The 17,000-nt window shown below is 61.2% G+C and carries 16 protein-coding genes; 7 read left to right on the forward strand and 9 right to left on the reverse strand.

Annotated elements, in window-relative coordinates; all coding sequences use genetic code 11:
* Positions 1-108: 108 nt before the first annotated feature.
* The 5 genes from AB4O12_RS19495 to tkt form a co-directional block, all read right to left on the reverse strand.
* The gene (locus AB4O12_RS19495) at positions 109-441 is read right to left on the reverse strand and encodes an MliC family protein (protein ID WP_310218927.1); all 333 of its coding nucleotides are present in this window, start codon (positions 439-441) and stop codon (positions 109-111) included.
* Between the two features lie 57 nt (positions 442-498).
* Complete coding sequence (locus AB4O12_RS19500; RefSeq protein WP_016772786.1) at positions 499-720, reverse strand: hypothetical protein; 222 nt, start codon at positions 718-720, stop codon at positions 499-501.
* 34 nt (positions 721-754) lie between these two features.
* A complete protein-coding gene (locus AB4O12_RS19505) occupies positions 755-1,918 on the reverse strand; it encodes a phosphoglycerate kinase (protein ID WP_016772785.1) in 1,164 nt (387 codons plus the stop codon).
* A 12-nt stretch (positions 1,919-1,930) separates the two neighbouring features.
* Entirely contained in the window at positions 1,931-2,983 is a 1,053-nt protein-coding gene (gene epd, locus AB4O12_RS19510; protein WP_042606605.1) for an erythrose-4-phosphate dehydrogenase, read from the reverse strand.
* 166 nt (positions 2,984-3,149) lie between these two features.
* Entirely contained in the window at positions 3,150-5,147 is a 1,998-nt protein-coding gene (gene tkt, locus AB4O12_RS19515) for a transketolase (protein ID WP_150636886.1), read from the reverse strand.
* Positions 5,148-5,405: 258 nt separating this feature from the next.
* On the opposite strand from tkt, the gene AB4O12_RS19520 reads away from it, so the two are divergent.
* The 4 genes from AB4O12_RS19520 (at position 5,406) to AB4O12_RS19535 (ending at position 10,001) form a co-directional block, all read left to right on the forward strand.
* On the forward strand, positions 5,406-6,401 hold the full coding sequence (locus AB4O12_RS19520; protein ID WP_056786470.1) for an ArsR/SmtB family transcription factor: 996 nt from the start codon (positions 5,406-5,408) through the stop codon (positions 6,399-6,401).
* Positions 6,402-6,419: 18 nt separating this feature from the next.
* On the forward strand, positions 6,420-7,610 hold the full coding sequence (gene metK, locus AB4O12_RS19525) for a methionine adenosyltransferase (protein ID WP_024014624.1): 1,191 nt from the start codon (positions 6,420-6,422) through the stop codon (positions 7,608-7,610).
* A gap of 221 nt (positions 7,611-7,831) precedes the next feature.
* Positions 7,832-9,508: an NAD-dependent DNA ligase LigB gene (gene ligB / locus AB4O12_RS19530; RefSeq protein WP_460059555.1), complete on the forward strand. Its 1,677-nt coding sequence runs from the start codon at positions 7,832-7,834 to the stop codon at positions 9,506-9,508.
* A gap of 97 nt (positions 9,509-9,605) precedes the next feature.
* Positions 9,606-10,001 carry a DUF1090 domain-containing protein gene (locus tag AB4O12_RS19535; RefSeq protein ID WP_016772779.1) on the forward strand — a complete coding sequence of 132 codons (396 nt, stop codon included), beginning with the start codon at positions 9,606-9,608 and terminating at the stop codon, positions 9,999-10,001.
* A 165-nt stretch (positions 10,002-10,166) separates the two neighbouring features.
* Here the strand turns inward: AB4O12_RS19535 and AB4O12_RS19540 are convergent, their stop codons facing one another.
* The gene (locus AB4O12_RS19540) at positions 10,167-10,616 is read right to left on the reverse strand and encodes a c-type cytochrome (RefSeq protein WP_095181353.1); all 450 of its coding nucleotides are present in this window, start codon (positions 10,614-10,616) and stop codon (positions 10,167-10,169) included.
* A 128-nt stretch (positions 10,617-10,744) separates the two neighbouring features.
* On the opposite strand from AB4O12_RS19540, the gene mltA reads away from it, so the two are divergent.
* Positions 10,745-11,917 carry a murein transglycosylase A gene (gene mltA, locus AB4O12_RS19545; RefSeq protein WP_460059558.1) on the forward strand — a complete coding sequence of 391 codons (1,173 nt, stop codon included), beginning with the start codon at positions 10,745-10,747 and terminating at the stop codon, positions 11,915-11,917.
* Positions 11,918-12,007: 90 nt separating this feature from the next.
* Here mltA and AB4O12_RS19550 read toward each other — a convergent pair whose 3' ends face one another.
* Entirely contained in the window at positions 12,008-12,391 is a 384-nt protein-coding gene (locus AB4O12_RS19550) for an MAPEG family protein (RefSeq protein ID WP_460059560.1), read from the reverse strand.
* Between the two features lie 332 nt (positions 12,392-12,723).
* On the opposite strand from AB4O12_RS19550, the gene AB4O12_RS19555 reads away from it, so the two are divergent.
* Positions 12,724-13,893: an MFS transporter gene (locus AB4O12_RS19555; protein WP_150743445.1), complete on the forward strand. Its 1,170-nt coding sequence runs from the start codon at positions 12,724-12,726 to the stop codon at positions 13,891-13,893.
* Between the two features lie 313 nt (positions 13,894-14,206).
* Positions 14,207-15,472, forward strand: a complete 1,266-nt coding sequence (locus tag AB4O12_RS19560; RefSeq protein WP_024014630.1) for a cation:proton antiporter — start codon at positions 14,207-14,209, stop codon at positions 15,470-15,472.
* Here the strand turns inward: AB4O12_RS19560 and AB4O12_RS19565 are convergent, their stop codons facing one another.
* Positions 15,473-16,360: a formate/nitrite transporter family protein gene (locus tag AB4O12_RS19565; RefSeq protein WP_056786455.1), complete on the reverse strand. Its 888-nt coding sequence runs from the start codon at positions 16,358-16,360 to the stop codon at positions 15,473-15,475.
* 173 nt (positions 16,361-16,533) lie between these two features.
* Entirely contained in the window at positions 16,534-16,938 is a 405-nt protein-coding gene (locus tag AB4O12_RS19570) for an acyl-CoA thioesterase (protein ID WP_016772772.1), read from the reverse strand.
* Positions 16,939-17,000 lie beyond the last annotated feature (62 nt).

Here is a 17,000-nt window from a genome sequence, read left to right on the forward strand (position 1 = left end):
GTGGGAGCGAGCCTGCTCGCGAAAGCAATCTTGCAGTCGCTGATGCAGTGCCTGCCAGGCCGCTTTCGCGAGCAGGCTCGCTCCCACAGTAGAACTGTGGTGTGTCAATTACTGCGCCTTGCAACCACGGCCAATCAGGTCATTGGTGGCGACCCAGTACACCAGGCCTTCGTCACCCTTGACGTGAAACGCCAGCATGCCGTCGCTGTACAGCGTGCCCGAGGCGCCCGGCTCTTCTTTCAGGCGATAGACCTGATCACCGCCGCCGAGGCGAACGTCGACTTCCTTCTGGCCGGCATCGGCGTAACGCCAAAACACCTTGGCCTGACTGTCGCAGGTCCAGGTCGTCCAGTTGTCTGCCGGGGCCGACGACTGAAACAGGTTCAACTGCGCGCAACCACCCAACAATGCCAACGCCGCAACGGCGATCAAGCCTTTCATCCGTGTTCCTCGGCTGACGACGCATGCCGCCAGCCCTGAGTTAAAGAGTCAGACCCGTCAAGGACAACCATGTTCCTTGACCGGGGTTTGCGTCTCGTATTTGTCCAGGCCGTCCGGCCCCGAGCGCTTGTTCAGCACCGGGTTGGTTTCGGCCTGCCAGTCGGCCTGATAACAGCCCTTCTGCGGCTCGCTCGGTGCTGGCGTCGCGTCAGCCTTCGGGGTGCTCCCGCAGGCCGCCAGCGTACCGGTCAGCAACAACAGCGCTAACGACTTGACCATGTGAACACTCCTTTGCCTGGCCAAACGGGCGGCCTCAGGCCTTGGCCCGGCTTTCCAGGACTTCAACGGCAGGCAGCACCTTGCCCTCGACGAATTCGAGGAACGCGCCACCACCGGTGGAAATGTAGGAGATCTGCTCAGCCACGCCATATTTATCGATCGCCGCCAGGGTGTCGCCACCGCCCGCGATGGAGAATGCCGAGCTTTCGGCGATAGCCTGGGCCAGCACTTTGGTGCCGTTGCCGAACTGATCGAACTCGAACACGCCAACCGGGCCGTTCCACAGAATGGTTTTCGACGATTTCAGCAGCTCGGCGAAATTGGCTGCAGTTTGCGGACCGATGTCGAGAATCATGTCGTCAGCCGCCACGTCAGCGATCAGCTTGACGGTCGCTTCAGCGCTTTCGGCAAATTCCTTGGCGACCACAACGTCAACCGGCAACGGTACGCTGACTTTGGCAGCGATTTCACGGGCGGTGTCGAGCAGGTCCGGTTCGTACAGCGACTTGCCGACCGGGTGACCAGCCGCCGCGAGGAAGGTGTTGGCGATGCCGCCGCCGACGATCAGTTGATCGCAGATCTGGCTCAGGCTGTTCAGCACGTCGAGTTTGGTCGACACCTTGGAGCCGGCAACGATGGCTGCCATTGGCTTGGCCGGCGCGCCGAGGGCTTTGCCCAGTGCATCCAGCTCAGCGGCCAGCAACGGGCCGGCGGCAGCGACTTTGGCGAACTTGGCTACACCATGGGTCGAACCCTCGGCGCGGTGAGCAGTACCGAAAGCATCCATCACGAACACATCGCACAGGGCTGCGTATTGCTGGGCCAGGTCGTCGGCGTTCTTCTTCTCGCCCTTGTTGAAGCGTACGTTTTCGAACAGCACGATGTCGCCAGCCTTGACCTCCACGCCACCGAGGTAGTCAGCCACCAGCGGCACTTCGCGGCCCAGCGCTTTGCTCAGGTAGTCGGCGACAGGTTTCAGGCTGTTTTCGGCGGAGAACTCGCCTTCGGTCGGACGGCCCAGGTGCGAGCAGACCATCACCGCCGCGCCTTTTTCCAGGGCCAGCTTGATGGTCGGCAGCGAAGCCAGGATGCGCGCGTCGCTAGTGACAACACCGTCCTTGACGGGGACGTTGAGGTCTTCGCGGATCAATACGCGCTTACCTTGCAGATCGAGGTCGGACATCTTCAACACGGTCATGGGTCGCACTTCCTACGGTTTTTTTGAAGTTGCTGTTTGCAGATAGTGATCTGCAACGTCCAGCATTCGGTTGGCAAAACCCCACTCGTTGTCGAACCAGGCCAGGATGTTCACCAGTTTGGGGCCGGAAACTCGGGTCTGGCTGGCATCGACGATGGCCGAATGTGGGTCATGGTTGAAATCACAGCTGGCGTGCGGCAACTCGGTATAGGCCAGAAGGCCTTTGAGCGGGCCGCTGGTGGCGGCTTCGCGCAGGATCCGGTTGACCTCATTGGCGTCAGTCGCCGTGGCGGTCTGCATCGTGATGTCGAGGCAGGACACGTTGACTGTCGGCACGCGCACGGCTTTGGCCTGAATTCGCCCGGCAAGTTCCGGCAGCAGGCGCTCGATACCGCGCGCCAGACCAGTGGACACCGGGATCACCGACTGGAACGCCGAACGCGTGCGGCGCAGGTCTTCGTGGTGATAGGCGTCGATCACTGGCTGATCGTTCATCGCCGAGTGAATCGTGGTGATCGACACGTAATCGAGGCCGATCGCCTGATCGAGCAGGCGCAGCAGCGGCACGCCGCAATTTGTCGTGCAGGAGGCATTGGACACCAGCAGTTCGTCGCCGGTCAGGCAGTCCTGATTGACGCCGTAGACGATGGTGGCGTCGACATCCGCTTCGCTGGCCATCGGCTGCGAGAACAGCACACGCGGTGCGCCGGCGTCGAGAAAACGCTGGCCATCGGCACGGGTGTGGTAAGCGCCGGAGCACTCAAGCACCAGATCGACGCCCAGCGACGCCCAATCGATGCCTTCAGGGGTGGCACTGCGCAGGACCTTCACGCAGTCGCCATTGATATGCAGACAATCGCCTTCAACCCGCACTTCGCCGGGAAAGCGGCCGTGGGTGGAGTCGAAGCGTGTCAGGTATTCGATGCTGGCCATGTCGGCCAGATCGTTGATCGCGACAATTTCAAACCCGGCCTTAGCGCCGCGCTCGAACAACGCCCGCAAGACGCAACGACCAATGCGGCCGTAGCCGTTGAGTGCAACTTTGTAGGGACGCGGTTGAGGCATGGGGTTCTCGATAGATTCGCTAACAACACAACCCCATGTAGGAGCTGACGAGTGAAACGAGGCTGCGATCTTTTGATCTTGTTTTTAAGATCAAGATCAAAAGATCGCAGCCTTCGGCAGCTCCTACAGGGGAACGCGGCGGCCAGGGCCACCGCATTCGTACTGCTTAGTCTTCCAGCAGCTCTTCAGCCTGACCGAGGATGTTTTCCAGGGTAAAACCGAACTCTTCGAACAATGCCGAAGCCGGCGCCGACTCACCGTAGGTGGTCATGCCGATCACACGACCTTCCAGACCCACGTACTTGAACCAGAAATCGGCGTGGGCCGCTTCGATGGCGATACGCGCGCTGACCTGCAACGGCAGAACCGACTGCTTGTACTCCGCATCCTGAGCATCGAACGCACTGGTGCAAGGCATCGAGACCACGCGAACCTTGCGGCCCTGCTCGGTCAGTTTGTCGAAGGCTTGCACGGCCAGACCGACTTCCGAACCGGTGGCGATCAGGATCAGCTCAGGCTCGCCTGCGCAGTCCTTGAGCACATAACCACCACGGCTGATGTTGGCAATCTGGCCAGCGTCGCGTTCCTGGTGCTGCAGGTTCTGCCGCGAGAAGATCAGCGCCGACGGGCCGTCCTTGCGCTCCAGCGCGTTTTTCCAGGCCACTGCCGATTCCACGGCATCGGCTGGACGCCAGGTGTCGAGGTTCGGCGTGCTGCGCAGGCTGGTCAATTGCTCGATCGGCTGGTGCGTCGGGCCGTCTTCGCCCAGACCGATAGAGTCGTGGGTGTACACGTGAATCACGCGCTTCTTCATCAAAGCCGACATACGTACCGCGTTGCGTGCGTATTCCATGAACATCAGGAAGGTCGCGCCGTAAGGCACCAGACCGCCGTGCAGGGCGACGCCGTTCATGATCGCGGTCATGCCGAACTCGCGCACGCCGTAGTACATGTAGTTGCCGCTGGCGTCTTCAGCGCTGACGCCTTTGCAGCCTTTCCACAGGGTCAGGTTGGAGCCGGCGAGGTCAGCCGAACCGCCGAGCATTTCCGGCAGCAGCGGGCCGAAAGCGTTGAGGGTGTTCTGGCTGGCTTTGCGGCTGGCGATGGTTTCGCCCTTGGCGGCGACTTCGGCGATGTAAGCCGAGGCTTTTTCCGAGAAGTCGGCCGGCAGTTCGCCGCTCAGACGACGAATCAGCTCGTTGGCTTCAGTCGGGAATGCAGCGGAGTAAGCGGCGAAACGCTGATCCCACTCGGCTTCGACCGCGCGGCCAGCTTCTTTGGCATCCCACTCGGCATAGATGTCGGCCGGGATTTCGAACGGGCCGTAGTTCCAGTTCAGCGCCTGACGGGTCAGGGCGATTTCCGCGTCACCCAGTGGGGCGCCGTGGCAATCTTCCTTGCCCTGCTTGTTCGGCGAACCGAAACCGATGGTGGTCTTGCAGCAGATCAGCGTCGGTTGAGCGCTCTTGCGTGCGGTTTCGATGGCGGTCTTGATCTCTTCCGGATCATGGCCGTCGACGTTGCGGATCACCTGCCAGTTGTAGGCTTCGAAACGCTTCGGCGTGTCATCGGTGAACCAGCCTTCGACTTCACCGTCGATGGAAATGCCGTTGTCATCGTAGAAGGCAATCAGCTTGCCCAGGCCCAGCGTGCCGGCCAGGGAGGCGACCTCGTGGGAAATGCCTTCCATCATGCAGCCATCACCGAGGAACACGTAGGTGTGGTGATCAACGATGTTGTGGCCGGGACGGTTGAACTGCGCGCCCATGACTTTTTCAGCCAGAGCGAAACCGACGGCGTTGGCCAGACCCTGACCCAGCGGGCCGGTGGTGGTTTCGACGCCCGGGGTGTAACCGAATTCCGGGTGGCCTGGAGTGCGGCTGTGCAGTTGACGGAACTGCTTGAGGTCGTCGATCGACAGGTCGTAGCCGGTCAGGTGCAGCAGCGAGTAGATCAACATCGAGCCGTGGCCGTTGGACAGCACGAAGCGGTCACGGTCGGCGAACGACGGGTTGCTCGGGTTGTGCTTGAGGTAGTCGCGCCACAGCACTTCGGCAATATCTGCCATACCCATAGGGGCACCGGGATGGCCGCTGTTGGCTTTTTGCACGGCATCCATGCTGAGGGCACGAATGGCGTTGGCACGCTCACGACGGCTAGGCATCGCTGATCTCCTGGGTGTGAATAGACTGAAACGGAAAAAGGAGGGCATTTTCCCTCACCCATGCGCCTCGGGGCAATGACAGATAGTCATCGGCAGGCGTTTTTCCAATCGATAGCACAGGTTTCGCTTGGTGAAACCTTTCCGCTATTCGTTTGTAGAGACTGCCGTCCGCCGAGAAGTGCCATTTATCGAGCAATATCAAAACTTTTTGATATTGACCTTGCGGTGCCTTGCCCCCGTCTCTAGACTGCCAGCCCTATGAACTTACGCGTGCCTTCCATTCGCCATGACGATTGCGACGAGCTGGCGGCCCTGTGCAAGGCCGGCGGCGATCCGCTGCGGCTGAATGTATTGCGCGCGCTGGCCAACGATTCGTTTGGCGTGCTGGAGCTGGCGCAGATTTTCGGCATCGGCCAGTCGGGCATGAGCCATCACCTCAAGGTGCTGGCGCAAGCCGACCTGGTGGCGACACGCCGTGAGGGCAACGCGATTTTCTATCGTCGTGCCCTGCCCCACAGCGAATTGCTCGGCGGCAAGCTGCACGCGGCATTGCTGGAAGAAGTCGACAATCTGGATCTGCCTGATGAAGTGCAAGCACGCATCGAGCAGGTTCATGGTCAGCGTGCCGCCGCCAGCCGGGACTTTTTCGCCCGGGTCGCGGAGAAATTCCGTGCCCAGCAAGATTTGATCGCAGGCCTGCCGCAGTACCGTGACAGCGTGCTGGCCCTGCTCGACAAACTGAACTTCGATGGTGCAGCCACGGCCATTGAAGTCGGCCCCGGCGATGGTGCTTTTCTGCCGGAACTGGCCCGTCGTTTCGGCACCGTAACCGCGCTGGACAACAGCCCGGCGATGCTCGAACTGGCGCGTCAGGTGTGTGAACGTGAACAGTTGGCTAACGTCAGCCTGCAATTGGCCGATGCATTGAACGGCACAAGCCTCAAGGCCCATTGCGTGGTGCTGAACATGGTCCTGCACCATTTCGCCGCTCCGGCCGATGCGCTCAGGCACATGGCCGATTTGCTGCAACCGGGCGGTAGCCTGCTCGTGACAGAGTTATGTAGCCACAACCAGAGTTGGGCCAGGGAGGCCTGCGGTGATCTCTGGTTGGGGTTTGAACAGGACGATCTGGCCCGTTGGGCCACCGCTGCGGGACTCGTTCCCGGGGAAAGCCTCTATGTAGGCTTACGTAATGGTTTCCAGATCCAGGTTCGCCACTTTCAGCGACCGGCTGGCGACACTCACCATCGGTAAATTCAGGAAAACATCGAGATGAGCGAATACTCCCTCTTCACCTCCGAGTCCGTGTCTGAAGGACATCCGGACAAAATCGCCGACCAGATTTCCGATGCGGTGCTGGACGCCATTATTGCCCAGGACAAACACGCTCGCGTGGCTGTGGAAACCCTGGTCAAGACCGGCGTAGCCATCGTTGCCGGTGAAGTGACCACCAGCGCCTGGGTCGACCTGGAGCAGATCGTTCGTGACGTGATTTGCGACATCGGCTACACCAGCTCCGAAGTCGGCTTCGACGGCGCGACCTGCGGCGTGATGAACATCATCGGCAAGCAGTCCCCTGACATCAACCAGGGTGTTGACCGCGCCAAGCCTGAAGATCAGGGCGCCGGCGACCAGGGCCTGATGTTCGGCTACGCCAGCAACGAAACCGACGTTTTGATGCCAGCGCCGATCACCTTCTCGCACCAGCTGGTGCAGCGTCAGGCTGAAGCACGCAAGTCGGGCCTGCTGCCTTGGCTGCGTCCGGATGCCAAGTCGCAAGTGACCTGCCGTTACGAAGGCGGCAAGGTTGTCGGCATCGACGCTGTGGTTCTGTCGACCCAGCACAACCCGGAAGTGTCGTACAAAGACCTGCGCGAAGGCGTAATGGAGCTGATCGTCAAGCACGTACTGCCTGCCGAACTGCTGAGCAAGGACACCCAGTTCCACATCAACCCGACCGGCCAGTTCATCATTGGCGGCCCGGTAGGTGACTGCGGTCTGACCGGTCGCAAGATCATCGTCGACAGCTACGGCGGCATGGCCCGTCACGGCGGCGGCGCGTTCTCCGGCAAGGATCCATCGAAGGTTGACCGTTCGGCTGCCTACGCAGGCCGTTACGTGGCCAAGAACATCGTTGCGGCCGGCCTTGCCGAGCGTTGCGAGATTCAGGTGTCCTACGCGATCGGTGTGGCCCAGCCTACGTCGATCTCGTTGAACACCTTCGGCACCGGCAAGATCAGCGATGACAAGATCATCAAACTGGTGCGTGAAGTGTTCGACCTGCGTCCATACGCGATCACCACCATGCTCGACCTGCTGCACCCGATGTACCAGGAAACCGCAGCCTACGGCCACTTCGGTCGCGCGCCGCAGACCAAGACCGTTGGCGAAGACAGCTTCACCACGTTCACCTGGGAAAAAACCGACCGCGCCGACGCCCTGCGTTCCGCCGCTGGCCTGTAATACCCTGGCTGCAAGAAAGCCCCGCACGGTTCGCGCCGTGCGGGGCTTTTTCATGCCTGACAGATTTTTGAGATCCCTGCGGGAGCGAGCCTGCTCGCGAAGGCGCCCGCTCATGCAACGTCAATTCAGAATCCGGAAACACCTCGAAAAACACCCCCGGTAACGCATTTCGAATCCTCACCTACCCTTCAAATATTACCCCCGAGCAAGGACGCTCAACGATGCTCTTCACACTGCGCCTGTTGCTGGCCTTCCTGCTGGCACTCATCACCCTTGTCAGCCAAGCCAACTGTCCGAACTGGGATCGTTCCCAAGCCCAACGCGAAATCACCACCCTGCAAAACCGGATCGACCAATGGGACGACGCCTATCACCGCGAAGGCCGTTCATTGATCAGCGACGAACTCTATGACCAGTCCCGACTGCGGCTGAAAGAATGGCAAGCCTGTTTCAACCAACCCTCATCCCCGCAGCCGTTGCACACCGCGTCCGGCCCGGTCACCCACCCCATCGCCCACACCGGTCTGGACAAGCTGCACAAAGCCGAAGACGTCGCCCACTGGTTGCGTGATCGCCAGAACGTCTGGGTGCAGCCCAAGGTCGACGGCGTGGCTGTCACGCTGATCTACCGCCAGGGGATATTGCAGCAGGCCATCAGTCGCGGTGACGGGGTCAACGGCCAGGACTGGACCGCCTCCGCGCGCAGGATTGCAGCCATTCCGCAACGGTTGAGGCAGCCACGGGATCTGCTGGTACAGGGCGAACTCTATTGGCGCCTGAGCGCGCATGTTCAATCACAGTCCGGCAGCGTCAATGCCCGCGCCACCGTCGCCGGGCTGATGGGACGTAAAACACTCGATGTTGAACAGGCCGCCGGGATCGGCCTGTTTGTCTGGGACTGGCCGCAAGGTCCTGTGCGGCTGCCGGAAAGATTGTCCGAACTTCAGACATTGGGGTTCGCCACAACCGAGCCCTATACCCAGCCCGTCACCCGATTCGAAGACGCGCAAAAATGGCGCGAGCACTGGTATCGCTCGCCACTGCCCTTTGCCAGCGACGGCGTGGTGCTGCGCCAGAGCCAACGGCCACCCGCCGAACGCTGGCAGGCTCGCGCGCCGTATTGGGCGATCGCCTGGAAATACCCTTTCGCCCAGGCATTGGCCGAAGTGCGCAAGGTCAATTTCAAGATCGGCCGCACCGGGCGGATCACGCCGGTGCTGGAACTGCTGCCGGTCAGACTCGATGACCGCGAAATCAAACGGGTCAGTGTCAGCTCACTCAAGCGCTGGCAAACCCTCGACATCCGTCCCGGCGATCAGGTGGCAATCAGTCTGGCCGGGCTGACCATTCCGCGCCTCGACAGTGTCGTGCTGCGCAGGAGCGAACGGGCGGACATCAACATCCCCGATGCTGGCGACTACCACGCCCTGAGCTGCTGGCAACCGACGCCGGGGTGTGAAAGCCAGTTTCTCGCGCGTCTGACCTGGCTCAGTGGCAAGCAGGGCCTGGCCATGCAGCATGTCGGTCGCGGCACTTGGGAGAAACTTTTGGAAACAGGCCGTCTGAAACACCTGCTGGATTGGCTGACCCTCGATGCGTCAGAGCTTGCTAACATTGCCGGCCTCGGCGAGCGCAGCAGCGCACGGCTGATCGACAGTTTTCAGGGCGCGCAGCAACAGCCGTTCGCTCGATGGTTGAAAGCGCTGGGCATGCCGCCGACCGGACAGGCACAACTGGACGATTCGTGGCAGGCCCTGGCACAACGCGACACTGAACAATGGCAGGCAGAAGCCGGTATCGGCCCGGGACGCGCGGCGCAACTGAGCGCATTCTTTCGCGACCCGCAGGTACTGGCTTTGAGTGACACCCTGAAAGCCGCCGGAATCGACGGCTTCTGAACCTGCAATCCCCGCCCGGCGGGAACCCAACGGCCGGCCAGACGCTCCAACAGCGCAGTGCCCTCCCACCCCGATTGCCTTTGCACATGGAGCTTTTATGAAATTTCTCGCACCGCTCGCCCTGCTTACTCTTTGCGGCGTCATGGCCGCCCCGGTCATGGCCGAAGAAGACGGCCCGGGCCTGACCGGTTGCGCTGCCAAGAAGCAGGGCATCATCAATCAGATCGAACAGGCCAAGTCGCGCGGCAACATGGAGCAGCAGGCAGGCCTGGAAACCGCACTGCGTGAAGTGAACGAACATTGCACCGACGCCGGGCTGAAGAAAGAGCGTGAGAACAAGGTGCTTGAGGCCAAGCATGAAGTCAGCCAGCGTCAGGCGGACCTCGACAAGGCCATGAAGAAGGGCGATCCGGAGAAGATCAACAAGCGCAAGGAAAAGCTCGCCGAGTCGCGCAAGGAACTGCAGGAAGCGCTGGACGAGATCGATAAGTAACCCAAGCCCTGTGGTGAGGGGATTTATCCCCGTCCGGCGGCGAAGCCGTCGCAAATTCGACTGATCGGGTCCGACTGAAAAAACTCGGTTATATGGTTTTGGGGCTGCTTCGCAGCCCATCGGGGATAAATCCCCTCGCCACAAGGTACTCAGCAGCCTCAGGAATCAATGATCGCGAAACTCTTTATGGCAAGCACTGCAGGCATCCTCGACTTTCTGCACTGCCGGTCCGAGATTGCTGGCCTTGTACGGCTGAACCTGACTGGCGACCACCAGTTCACCGGTTGCCGCTTCGAGGGCGCGGGCCAGTTGCTGAAAACGCGCCTGTTTCTGCCAGACATCGTCCTTGGCGCTGGTGTGATCTTCCTCGCGCACCTGCGGAAAATGCTTCCACGGTTCATGGGCCAACGCATCAAGTCTGACCGCGCCCTCGGCAAATTTCGGTCCGTCGAAGGCAATGCGCCCGCGCAACATGCCGCCGAGGTCTTCGCTGGTCTTGAGCATCTGCTTGAAGATGGCCTTGCGCTGGCCCAGCGGCGAATTCGGGTCGACGCCGCCACAGGCGGACAAGGTCAGACAGGCCAGCAATACAACAGCAATTGGTTTCAGAGTCATGATGGCTTCAGGTCGCGGAAATCGGCGGCCAGTATCCTCGGCTCACCGCCAAACACCAATAGCCCTATTAAAAATACGGGTTGGTCGAGCGCATGGAGCTCTCGGCCAATCGGCACAGGAATCACTCCATGAACAGCCGCTTCACGGCCTGGCGTCACCCGCTTATCGTCACCCTTCCACTGCTCGCCATCCTCGCCGGTTGCACAGGCGGCGACAGCGCCAAACCAAAAACCCATGCGCTGGCCACCTATTCCAGCGCGACCTGGGAAGCCTTGCCCGCTGTCTCCGACAGCGATCTGGTCGCCGGTTTCGGTTCCCGGCGCAGCGCGTGCACCCGACTCAAAGCCGACGCAGTCTGGGGGCCGACCTGCGCTGCGGCGGTGAATGTGCCGCAAAGCGCCGCCGAGATTCGTGCATTCCTCAAGCAGAATCTCGATGTCTACGGCCTGCGCGCCGAGAACGACAACCCCAACGGTCTGATCACTGGCTACTACGAACCGGTGTACCCCGGCAGCCTGACGCCCACCGCAACGGCGAACGTGCCGGTGTACGGCGTGCCGGAAGACATGATCATCGTCTCGCTCGACAGCATCTACCCGGAATTGAAAGGCAAGCGCCTGCGCGGCCGCCTCGAAGGTCGCGTGCTCAAGCCTTACGACGACGCGGCGACCATTGAATCCAAAGGCGTGAAAGCGCCAGTGGTCGCGTATCTGACTGATCCGATGAATCTGCAATTTCTGCAGATCCGGGGCTCGGGCCGGATCCAGACCGAGGACGGCAAACAGTTGCGCATCGCCTACGCCGATCAGAACGGCCACCCGTACCGGCCGATCGGTCGCTGGCTGGTCGAGCAAGGCGAGCTGAAGAAAGAAGACGTGACCATGACCGCGATCAGCAACTGGGCCAAGGCCAACCCGATGCGCATTCCGGAACTGCTGGCCAGCAACCCGAGCTACGTGTTCTTCACCCGCAACCCGGACAGCAACGAAGGCCCACGCGGCTCGCTGAACGTGCCGCTGACCGCCGGCTACAGCGCGGCGGTGGATCGCAAGGTGATTCCGTTGGGCAGTCTGTTATGGCTGTCGACCACCAAACCGGATGGCACCCCACTGGTGCGCCCGGTCGCGGCGCAGGACACCGGCGGCGCGATTGCCGGCGAGGTGCGCGCGGATCTGTTCTGGGGCACGGGTGATGCGGCCGGGCAACTGGCCGGGGACATGAAACAGCAGGGGCAGATCTGGATGCTCTGGCCTAAAGGAAAAGAGTTGCCGCAAGTGCCGCAGGTGGCTGACAAACCCTAAAGGCAAAAGATCGCAGCCTTCGGCAGCTCCTACAGGAGTATGCATTCCTCTGTAGGAGCTGCCGCAGGCTGCGATCTTTTGAGCCTGCTTTCAGATGGACACAAAGAAAAACGAAGCAATCAGCCCCATCCCGATAAACCACACCACCGAACGCAGTGCAGCCCAGTCAGCCAGATAGCAAATGATGTACAGCAGGCGGCTGGTGATAAACAGCACGGCCAGCACATTGACCGTCACCAGCTCCGCAGTGCCGACCAGATGCGCAACGATCACCGCAGCGGCAAACGCGGGCGTTACTTCAAAGCTGTTCAGTTGCGCGGCGTGGGCGCGACGGGCGACGCCATCGACGCTGTCGAGAAAGTTCCGTGGATCGTAATTGTCCTTGAGGCGGAAACCGCCGGTGGCCTTCGCCACGATCGTGCACACGTACGGCAGGAAAATCGCGATCAACACACACCACAGAGCCACTGTCATAACGTCGTCCTTTTTTCGATTGGAGAAATTGGCGAGCGGTCAGAACTTCATCACCAGCATGCCGATCAGCACCTGCCCACAGGCTAAGAGCAGCGCCCGGCCGAAAGGTTCTTTCAGCTGGATATAACACGGCAATTCCAGTGAGCCGTCGATTAGTCAGATTATTGATTCGCCATGTGTCAGCAGCTGTTTATACTGCAACCCACCACGCCGTACTCAGCTGCACACCAAAAAACTCCAATAAAAGCTGCCTGCTCCGCTTTCCTCGAAAACGGTCGCTGGCACGCGTATGCCTGATCAAAGCGTCAAGACTACCGACAGAGACCTTGCGCATGCCCCTCGCTTTACTTGCACTCGCCGTTGCCGCATTCGGCATCGGCACCACCGAATTCGTCATCATGGGCCTGCTGCCCGACGTTGCCCGCGATCTGGCGGTGAGCATTCCTCATGCCGGGCTGCTGATCACCGGTTACGCCCTGGGCGTGGTGTTCGGCGCACCGATCCTGGCGATCGGCACCGCCAATATGCCGCGCAAAGCGACACTGCTGGGCATGACGCTGATGTTCATCCTCGGCAACGTGCTCTGCGCGCTCGCGCCGAACTACGCGACGCTGATGGCGGCGCGCGTGGTCACGGCGCTGTGTCATGGCGCGTTTTTCGGCATTGGCTCGGTGGTTGCGGCCGGCCTGGTTGCGCCGAACAAACGCGCGCAAGCCATTGCCATGATGTTCACCGGCCTGACCCTGGCCAACGTGCTCGGCGTGCCACTCGGCACAGCGCTGGGCCAATACGCTGGCTGGCGCTCGACCTTCTGGGCGGTGTCGGTGATTGGCATTGTGGCGGCGTTGGCGCAATGGTTGTGGTTGCCCAAACACATCGCGATGGACAAGGCCAATCTCGCCAGCGAATTCAAAGTGCTGGGCAAGGCCAACGTCTTGTTGGCGCTGGGCATGAGCGTGCTGGCCTCGACCAGCCTGTTCAGCGTGTTCACGTATATCGCACCGATCCTGCAAGACATCACTGGCGTCAGCCCCCACGGCGTGACGGTGATGCTGCTGTTGTTCGGCGTCGGCCTGACAGCGGGCAGCATGCTCGGCGGGCGTCTGGCCGATAGCCGCTTGCTGCCGTCACTGGTCGGCGTGGCACTGGCAGTTGTGGTGATTCTGGCGGCGTTCAGCCAGACCAGCCGTGCGGTGATTCCGGCGGCGATCACCCTGGTGCTATGGGGGATTTTCGCCTTTGCGCTGTGCCCGATTCTGCAGCTGCTGATCATCGATCAGGCGCATGAAGCGCCGAACCTCGGTTCGACGCTGAACCAGAGCGCGTTCAATCTGGGCAACGCAGCAGGTGCCTGGATTGGCGGGCTGGTGGTGGCCAGCGGCGCGGATCTGGCGGATCTGCCGTGGACCGGGGCGCTGGTCGGCGTGCTGACGGTGCTGACGGCGCTGTTGTTCATTTACCTGCAACGTCGGCAGGCGAGTGCGGTCAATGTGACTGGCTGATCGTGGTGTGTCAGATAGAGCCCTCACCCTAGCCCTCTCCCGAAGGGAGAGGGGACTGATCGGGGGATGCTCGATACCCACGCCGACTTGAACGTGCATTGCTGAATCCATAATCGACCCGATCGTCCAGGTCGATGTACCTCGCCAGACACCTCGGTCAGCTCCCCTCTCCCTCGGGAGAGGGCTGGGGTGAGGGGGTTGTTGTTGAGCATGACGCGCCATTCGAATGTGCCCTCAGCCAACCCCGCCCCATCAAACCCCTGCGTCCAACCTCCGGTCGCGCTCCATTCACCCTTCATCCAAAGGACCCCGGATGCTTGAACTTGTCGCCGCTTTCATCTGCCTCACCACTCTCCTGACCTTCGTCAATTTCCGCTTTATCGGCCTGCCGCCGACCATCGGCGTGATGGTTACCGCCCTGCTGTTCTCATTGCTCCTGCAAGGCCTCAGCGTCCTCGGCTTTCCCGGCCTCGAAGATCGCGTGCAGCAACTGATCGGCCAGATCGATTTCGGCGATCTGCTGATGAACTGGATGCTCTCGTTCCTGCTGTTCGCCGGCGCCCTGCACGTCAACCTCAATGATTTGCGTAGCTACCGCTGGCCGATCGGCCTGCTGGCGACCTTCGGCGTGTTGATCGCCACCGTGGTGATCGGCAGCCTGGCCTTCTACATTTTTGCCCTGTTCGGCTGGCACGTGAGTTTCCTCTACTGCCTGTTGTTCGGCGCGCTGATCTCACCGACCGACCCGATTGCGGTACTCGGCGTGTTGCGTACCGCCAACGCTTCGAAGCCACTGAAAACCACCATCGTCGGCGAATCACTGTTCAACGACGGCACGGCGGTGGTGGTCTTCACCGTGCTGCTGGGCATCGCGCAACTGGGCGAAACCCCGACCGTCAGCGCCACGGCCATGCTCTTCGTCCATGAGGCGATCGGTGGTGTGTTGTTCGGCGGACTGATCGGTTATCTGGTCTATCGGATGATCAAAAGCGTCGAGCAGCATCAGATCACCGTGATGCTGACCCTGGCCCTGGTGATCGGTGGCTCGGCGATGTCCACCGAGTTGCACGTCTCGGCGCCGATTGCGATGGTGGTGGCCGGTCTGATCATCGGCAACCTCGGGCGCAATCTGGCGATGAACGACATGACCCGCCGTTATCTGGACGGCTTCTGGGAATTGCTCGATGACATGCTCAACGCGCTGCTGTTTGCGCTGATCGGCATGGAGTTGTTGCTGCTGCCGTTCAACTGGCTGCACATGGCCGCCGCAGGTCTGCTGGCGGTGGCGATTCTGTTGTCGCGCCTGCTTACCGTGGCGCCGGCGATCCTGCTGCTGCGGCGCTGGCGCTCAGTGCCGGCCGGCACCATCCGCATCCTCACTTGGGGCGGTTTGCGCGGCGGTGTTTCGGTGGCACTGGCGCTGGCGCTGCCGCTGGGCCCGGAGCGCGATCTGCTGCTGAGCATCACCTACATCGTCGTGCTGTCGTCGATCCTGCTGCAGGGCCTGACCATCGGCAAACTGGTCAAGCACGCGACGCGCAACGAGCCGGCGAGCGTGGCTGAGCCAGCTCACCATTGATCATTTCTTGATCGACTGCGGATCGGGCTTAACAGCCTGATCCGCAGGTTCCTTCGGCGCACCGCTTTCGCTGCGAATCTGCGCATGGCTGATCAGCGCGAAGATAAAGCTGCCGCCGATGATATTTCCCGCCAGCGTCGGCGCGGCGAACACCGCCCAGAAATCACTCCACGGCAACTCGCCGGCAAACACCAGATAGGACACTTCCGCCGATCCGACGACGATATGGGTGAAGTCGCCCAGCGCCATGAAGTAGGTGATGAGGATGATGATCCACATCTTCGCGCTCTCCATGGAGGGGATCATCCAGACCATGGTGGCGATCATCCAGCCGGAGACGATGCCCTTGGCGAACATCTGACTGGCGCTGTGCTCCATGACCTTGCGGCCGATCTCGAGGAAGGCGACGTCGGTCTTGCTGTCGAAAATCGGCAGTTCCAGCATCACGTAGGCGACCAGAATCGTCCCGCAGAGGTTGCCGACCAGTACCACTGTCCACAGACGGATCAGTCGCAGAAAATTCTTCAGCGTCGGCTTGGTCATCACCGGCAGCACGGCGGTCAGGGTGTTTTCGGTGAACAGCTGCTGGCGGGCAAGGATCACCGCGAGGAAACCGGCGCAGTAGCCGAAACTGGCGATTACCTTGAATTCGTCGCCGTCGGGCAGGCGCGAATTGAGCAGGCCCATGCCCATCAGGGACAGGCCCATGGTCAATCCTGCCGCCAGCGCAGACCACCACAGCGCGGCAATGCTGCGCTCCAGTTCCTGGTCGCCCTGGGTGCGGATGATTTCATGCAGAACGGCCGCGCGCGGCGGCTGGCTCTTCTCGACTTCGTGCTGCTCCTTGGCCGAGAGGTCGGGGGTCTTTTCGCTGGTGGGGGTGGTCATGGCGTGGCAACCGGTGGGGGGGATGTAGCTACGACCGTTGCGCTTCATGGCTGTTCAGTGGGCAGGCGAATCTCCGCTGAATTGGCAACCGCTTTCGCGAGCAGGCTCGCTCCCACAAGGATCACGCTGTACCTGTGGGAGCGAGCCTGCTCGCGAAGAATGCGCCGCCGATCTTATTGAACGGCTTCGTCATCCTTGAACTGGTCTTTCACGTATTTGATCTCGGTCCGCCCGTGCGGCGCCGGCAGGCCGTCTTCGCCGAGGTTGACGAACACCATCTTCTCGACGGTCAGGATGCTCTTGCGGGTGATCTTGTTGCGCACTTCGCAGGTCAGGGTGATCGAGGTGCGGCCGAATTCGGTGGCGGTGATGCCCAGTTCGATGATGTCGCCCTGGCGCGAGGCGCTGACGAAGTTGATTTCCGAGATGTACTTGGTCACCACACGCTGGTTGCCCAGTTGCACAATGGCGTAGATCGCCGCTTCTTCGTCGATCCAGCGCAGCAGGCTGCCGCCGAACAGGGTGCCGTTGGGGTTGAGGTCTTCGGGTTTAACCCATTTGCGGGTGTGGAAATTCATGTTCACTCCTGAGCGCTTGCCGAAAGATGCGCCCATCTTGGCAGACTGATCAGTCAGGCTCC

It is taken from the genome of Pseudomonas sp. S2_A05 (genome assembly GCF_054668485.1).

Bases quoted from the DNA above. Each gene is read 5' to 3' on its own strand.
- AB4O12_RS19495 (WP_310218927.1), bottom strand. From the start codon at position 441: ATGAAAGGCTTGATCGCCGTTGCGGCGTTGGCATTGTTGGGTGGTTGC.
- AB4O12_RS19500 (WP_016772786.1), bottom strand. From the start codon at position 720: ATGGTCAAGTCGTTAGCGCTGTTGTTGCTGACCGGTACGCTGGCGGCC.
- AB4O12_RS19505 (WP_016772785.1), bottom strand. From the start codon at position 1,918: ATGACCGTGTTGAAGATGTCCGACCTCGATCTGCAAGGTAAGCGCGTA.
- epd (WP_042606605.1), bottom strand. From the start codon at position 2,983: ATGCCTCAACCGCGTCCCTACAAAGTTGCACTCAACGGCTACGGCCGC.
- tkt (WP_150636886.1), bottom strand. From the start codon at position 5,147: ATGCCTAGCCGTCGTGAGCGTGCCAACGCCATTCGTGCCCTCAGCATG.
- AB4O12_RS19520 (WP_056786470.1), top strand. From the start codon at position 5,406: ATGAACTTACGCGTGCCTTCCATTCGCCATGACGATTGCGACGAGCTG.
- metK (WP_024014624.1), top strand. From the start codon at position 6,420: ATGAGCGAATACTCCCTCTTCACCTCCGAGTCCGTGTCTGAAGGACAT.
- ligB (WP_460059555.1), top strand. From the start codon at position 7,832: ATGCTCTTCACACTGCGCCTGTTGCTGGCCTTCCTGCTGGCACTCATC.
- AB4O12_RS19535 (WP_016772779.1), top strand. From the start codon at position 9,606: ATGAAATTTCTCGCACCGCTCGCCCTGCTTACTCTTTGCGGCGTCATG.
- AB4O12_RS19540 (WP_095181353.1), bottom strand. From the start codon at position 10,616: ATGACTCTGAAACCAATTGCTGTTGTATTGCTGGCCTGTCTGACCTTG.
- mltA (WP_460059558.1), top strand. From the start codon at position 10,745: ATGAACAGCCGCTTCACGGCCTGGCGTCACCCGCTTATCGTCACCCTT.
- AB4O12_RS19550 (WP_460059560.1), bottom strand. From the start codon at position 12,391: ATGACAGTGGCTCTGTGGTGTGTGTTGATCGCGATTTTCCTGCCGTAC.
- AB4O12_RS19555 (WP_150743445.1), top strand. From the start codon at position 12,724: ATGCCCCTCGCTTTACTTGCACTCGCCGTTGCCGCATTCGGCATCGGC.
- AB4O12_RS19560 (WP_024014630.1), top strand. From the start codon at position 14,207: ATGCTTGAACTTGTCGCCGCTTTCATCTGCCTCACCACTCTCCTGACC.
- AB4O12_RS19565 (WP_056786455.1), bottom strand. From the start codon at position 16,360: ATGACCACCCCCACCAGCGAAAAGACCCCCGACCTCTCGGCCAAGGAG.
- AB4O12_RS19570 (WP_016772772.1), bottom strand. From the start codon at position 16,938: ATGAATTTCCACACCCGCAAATGGGTTAAACCCGAAGACCTCAACCCC.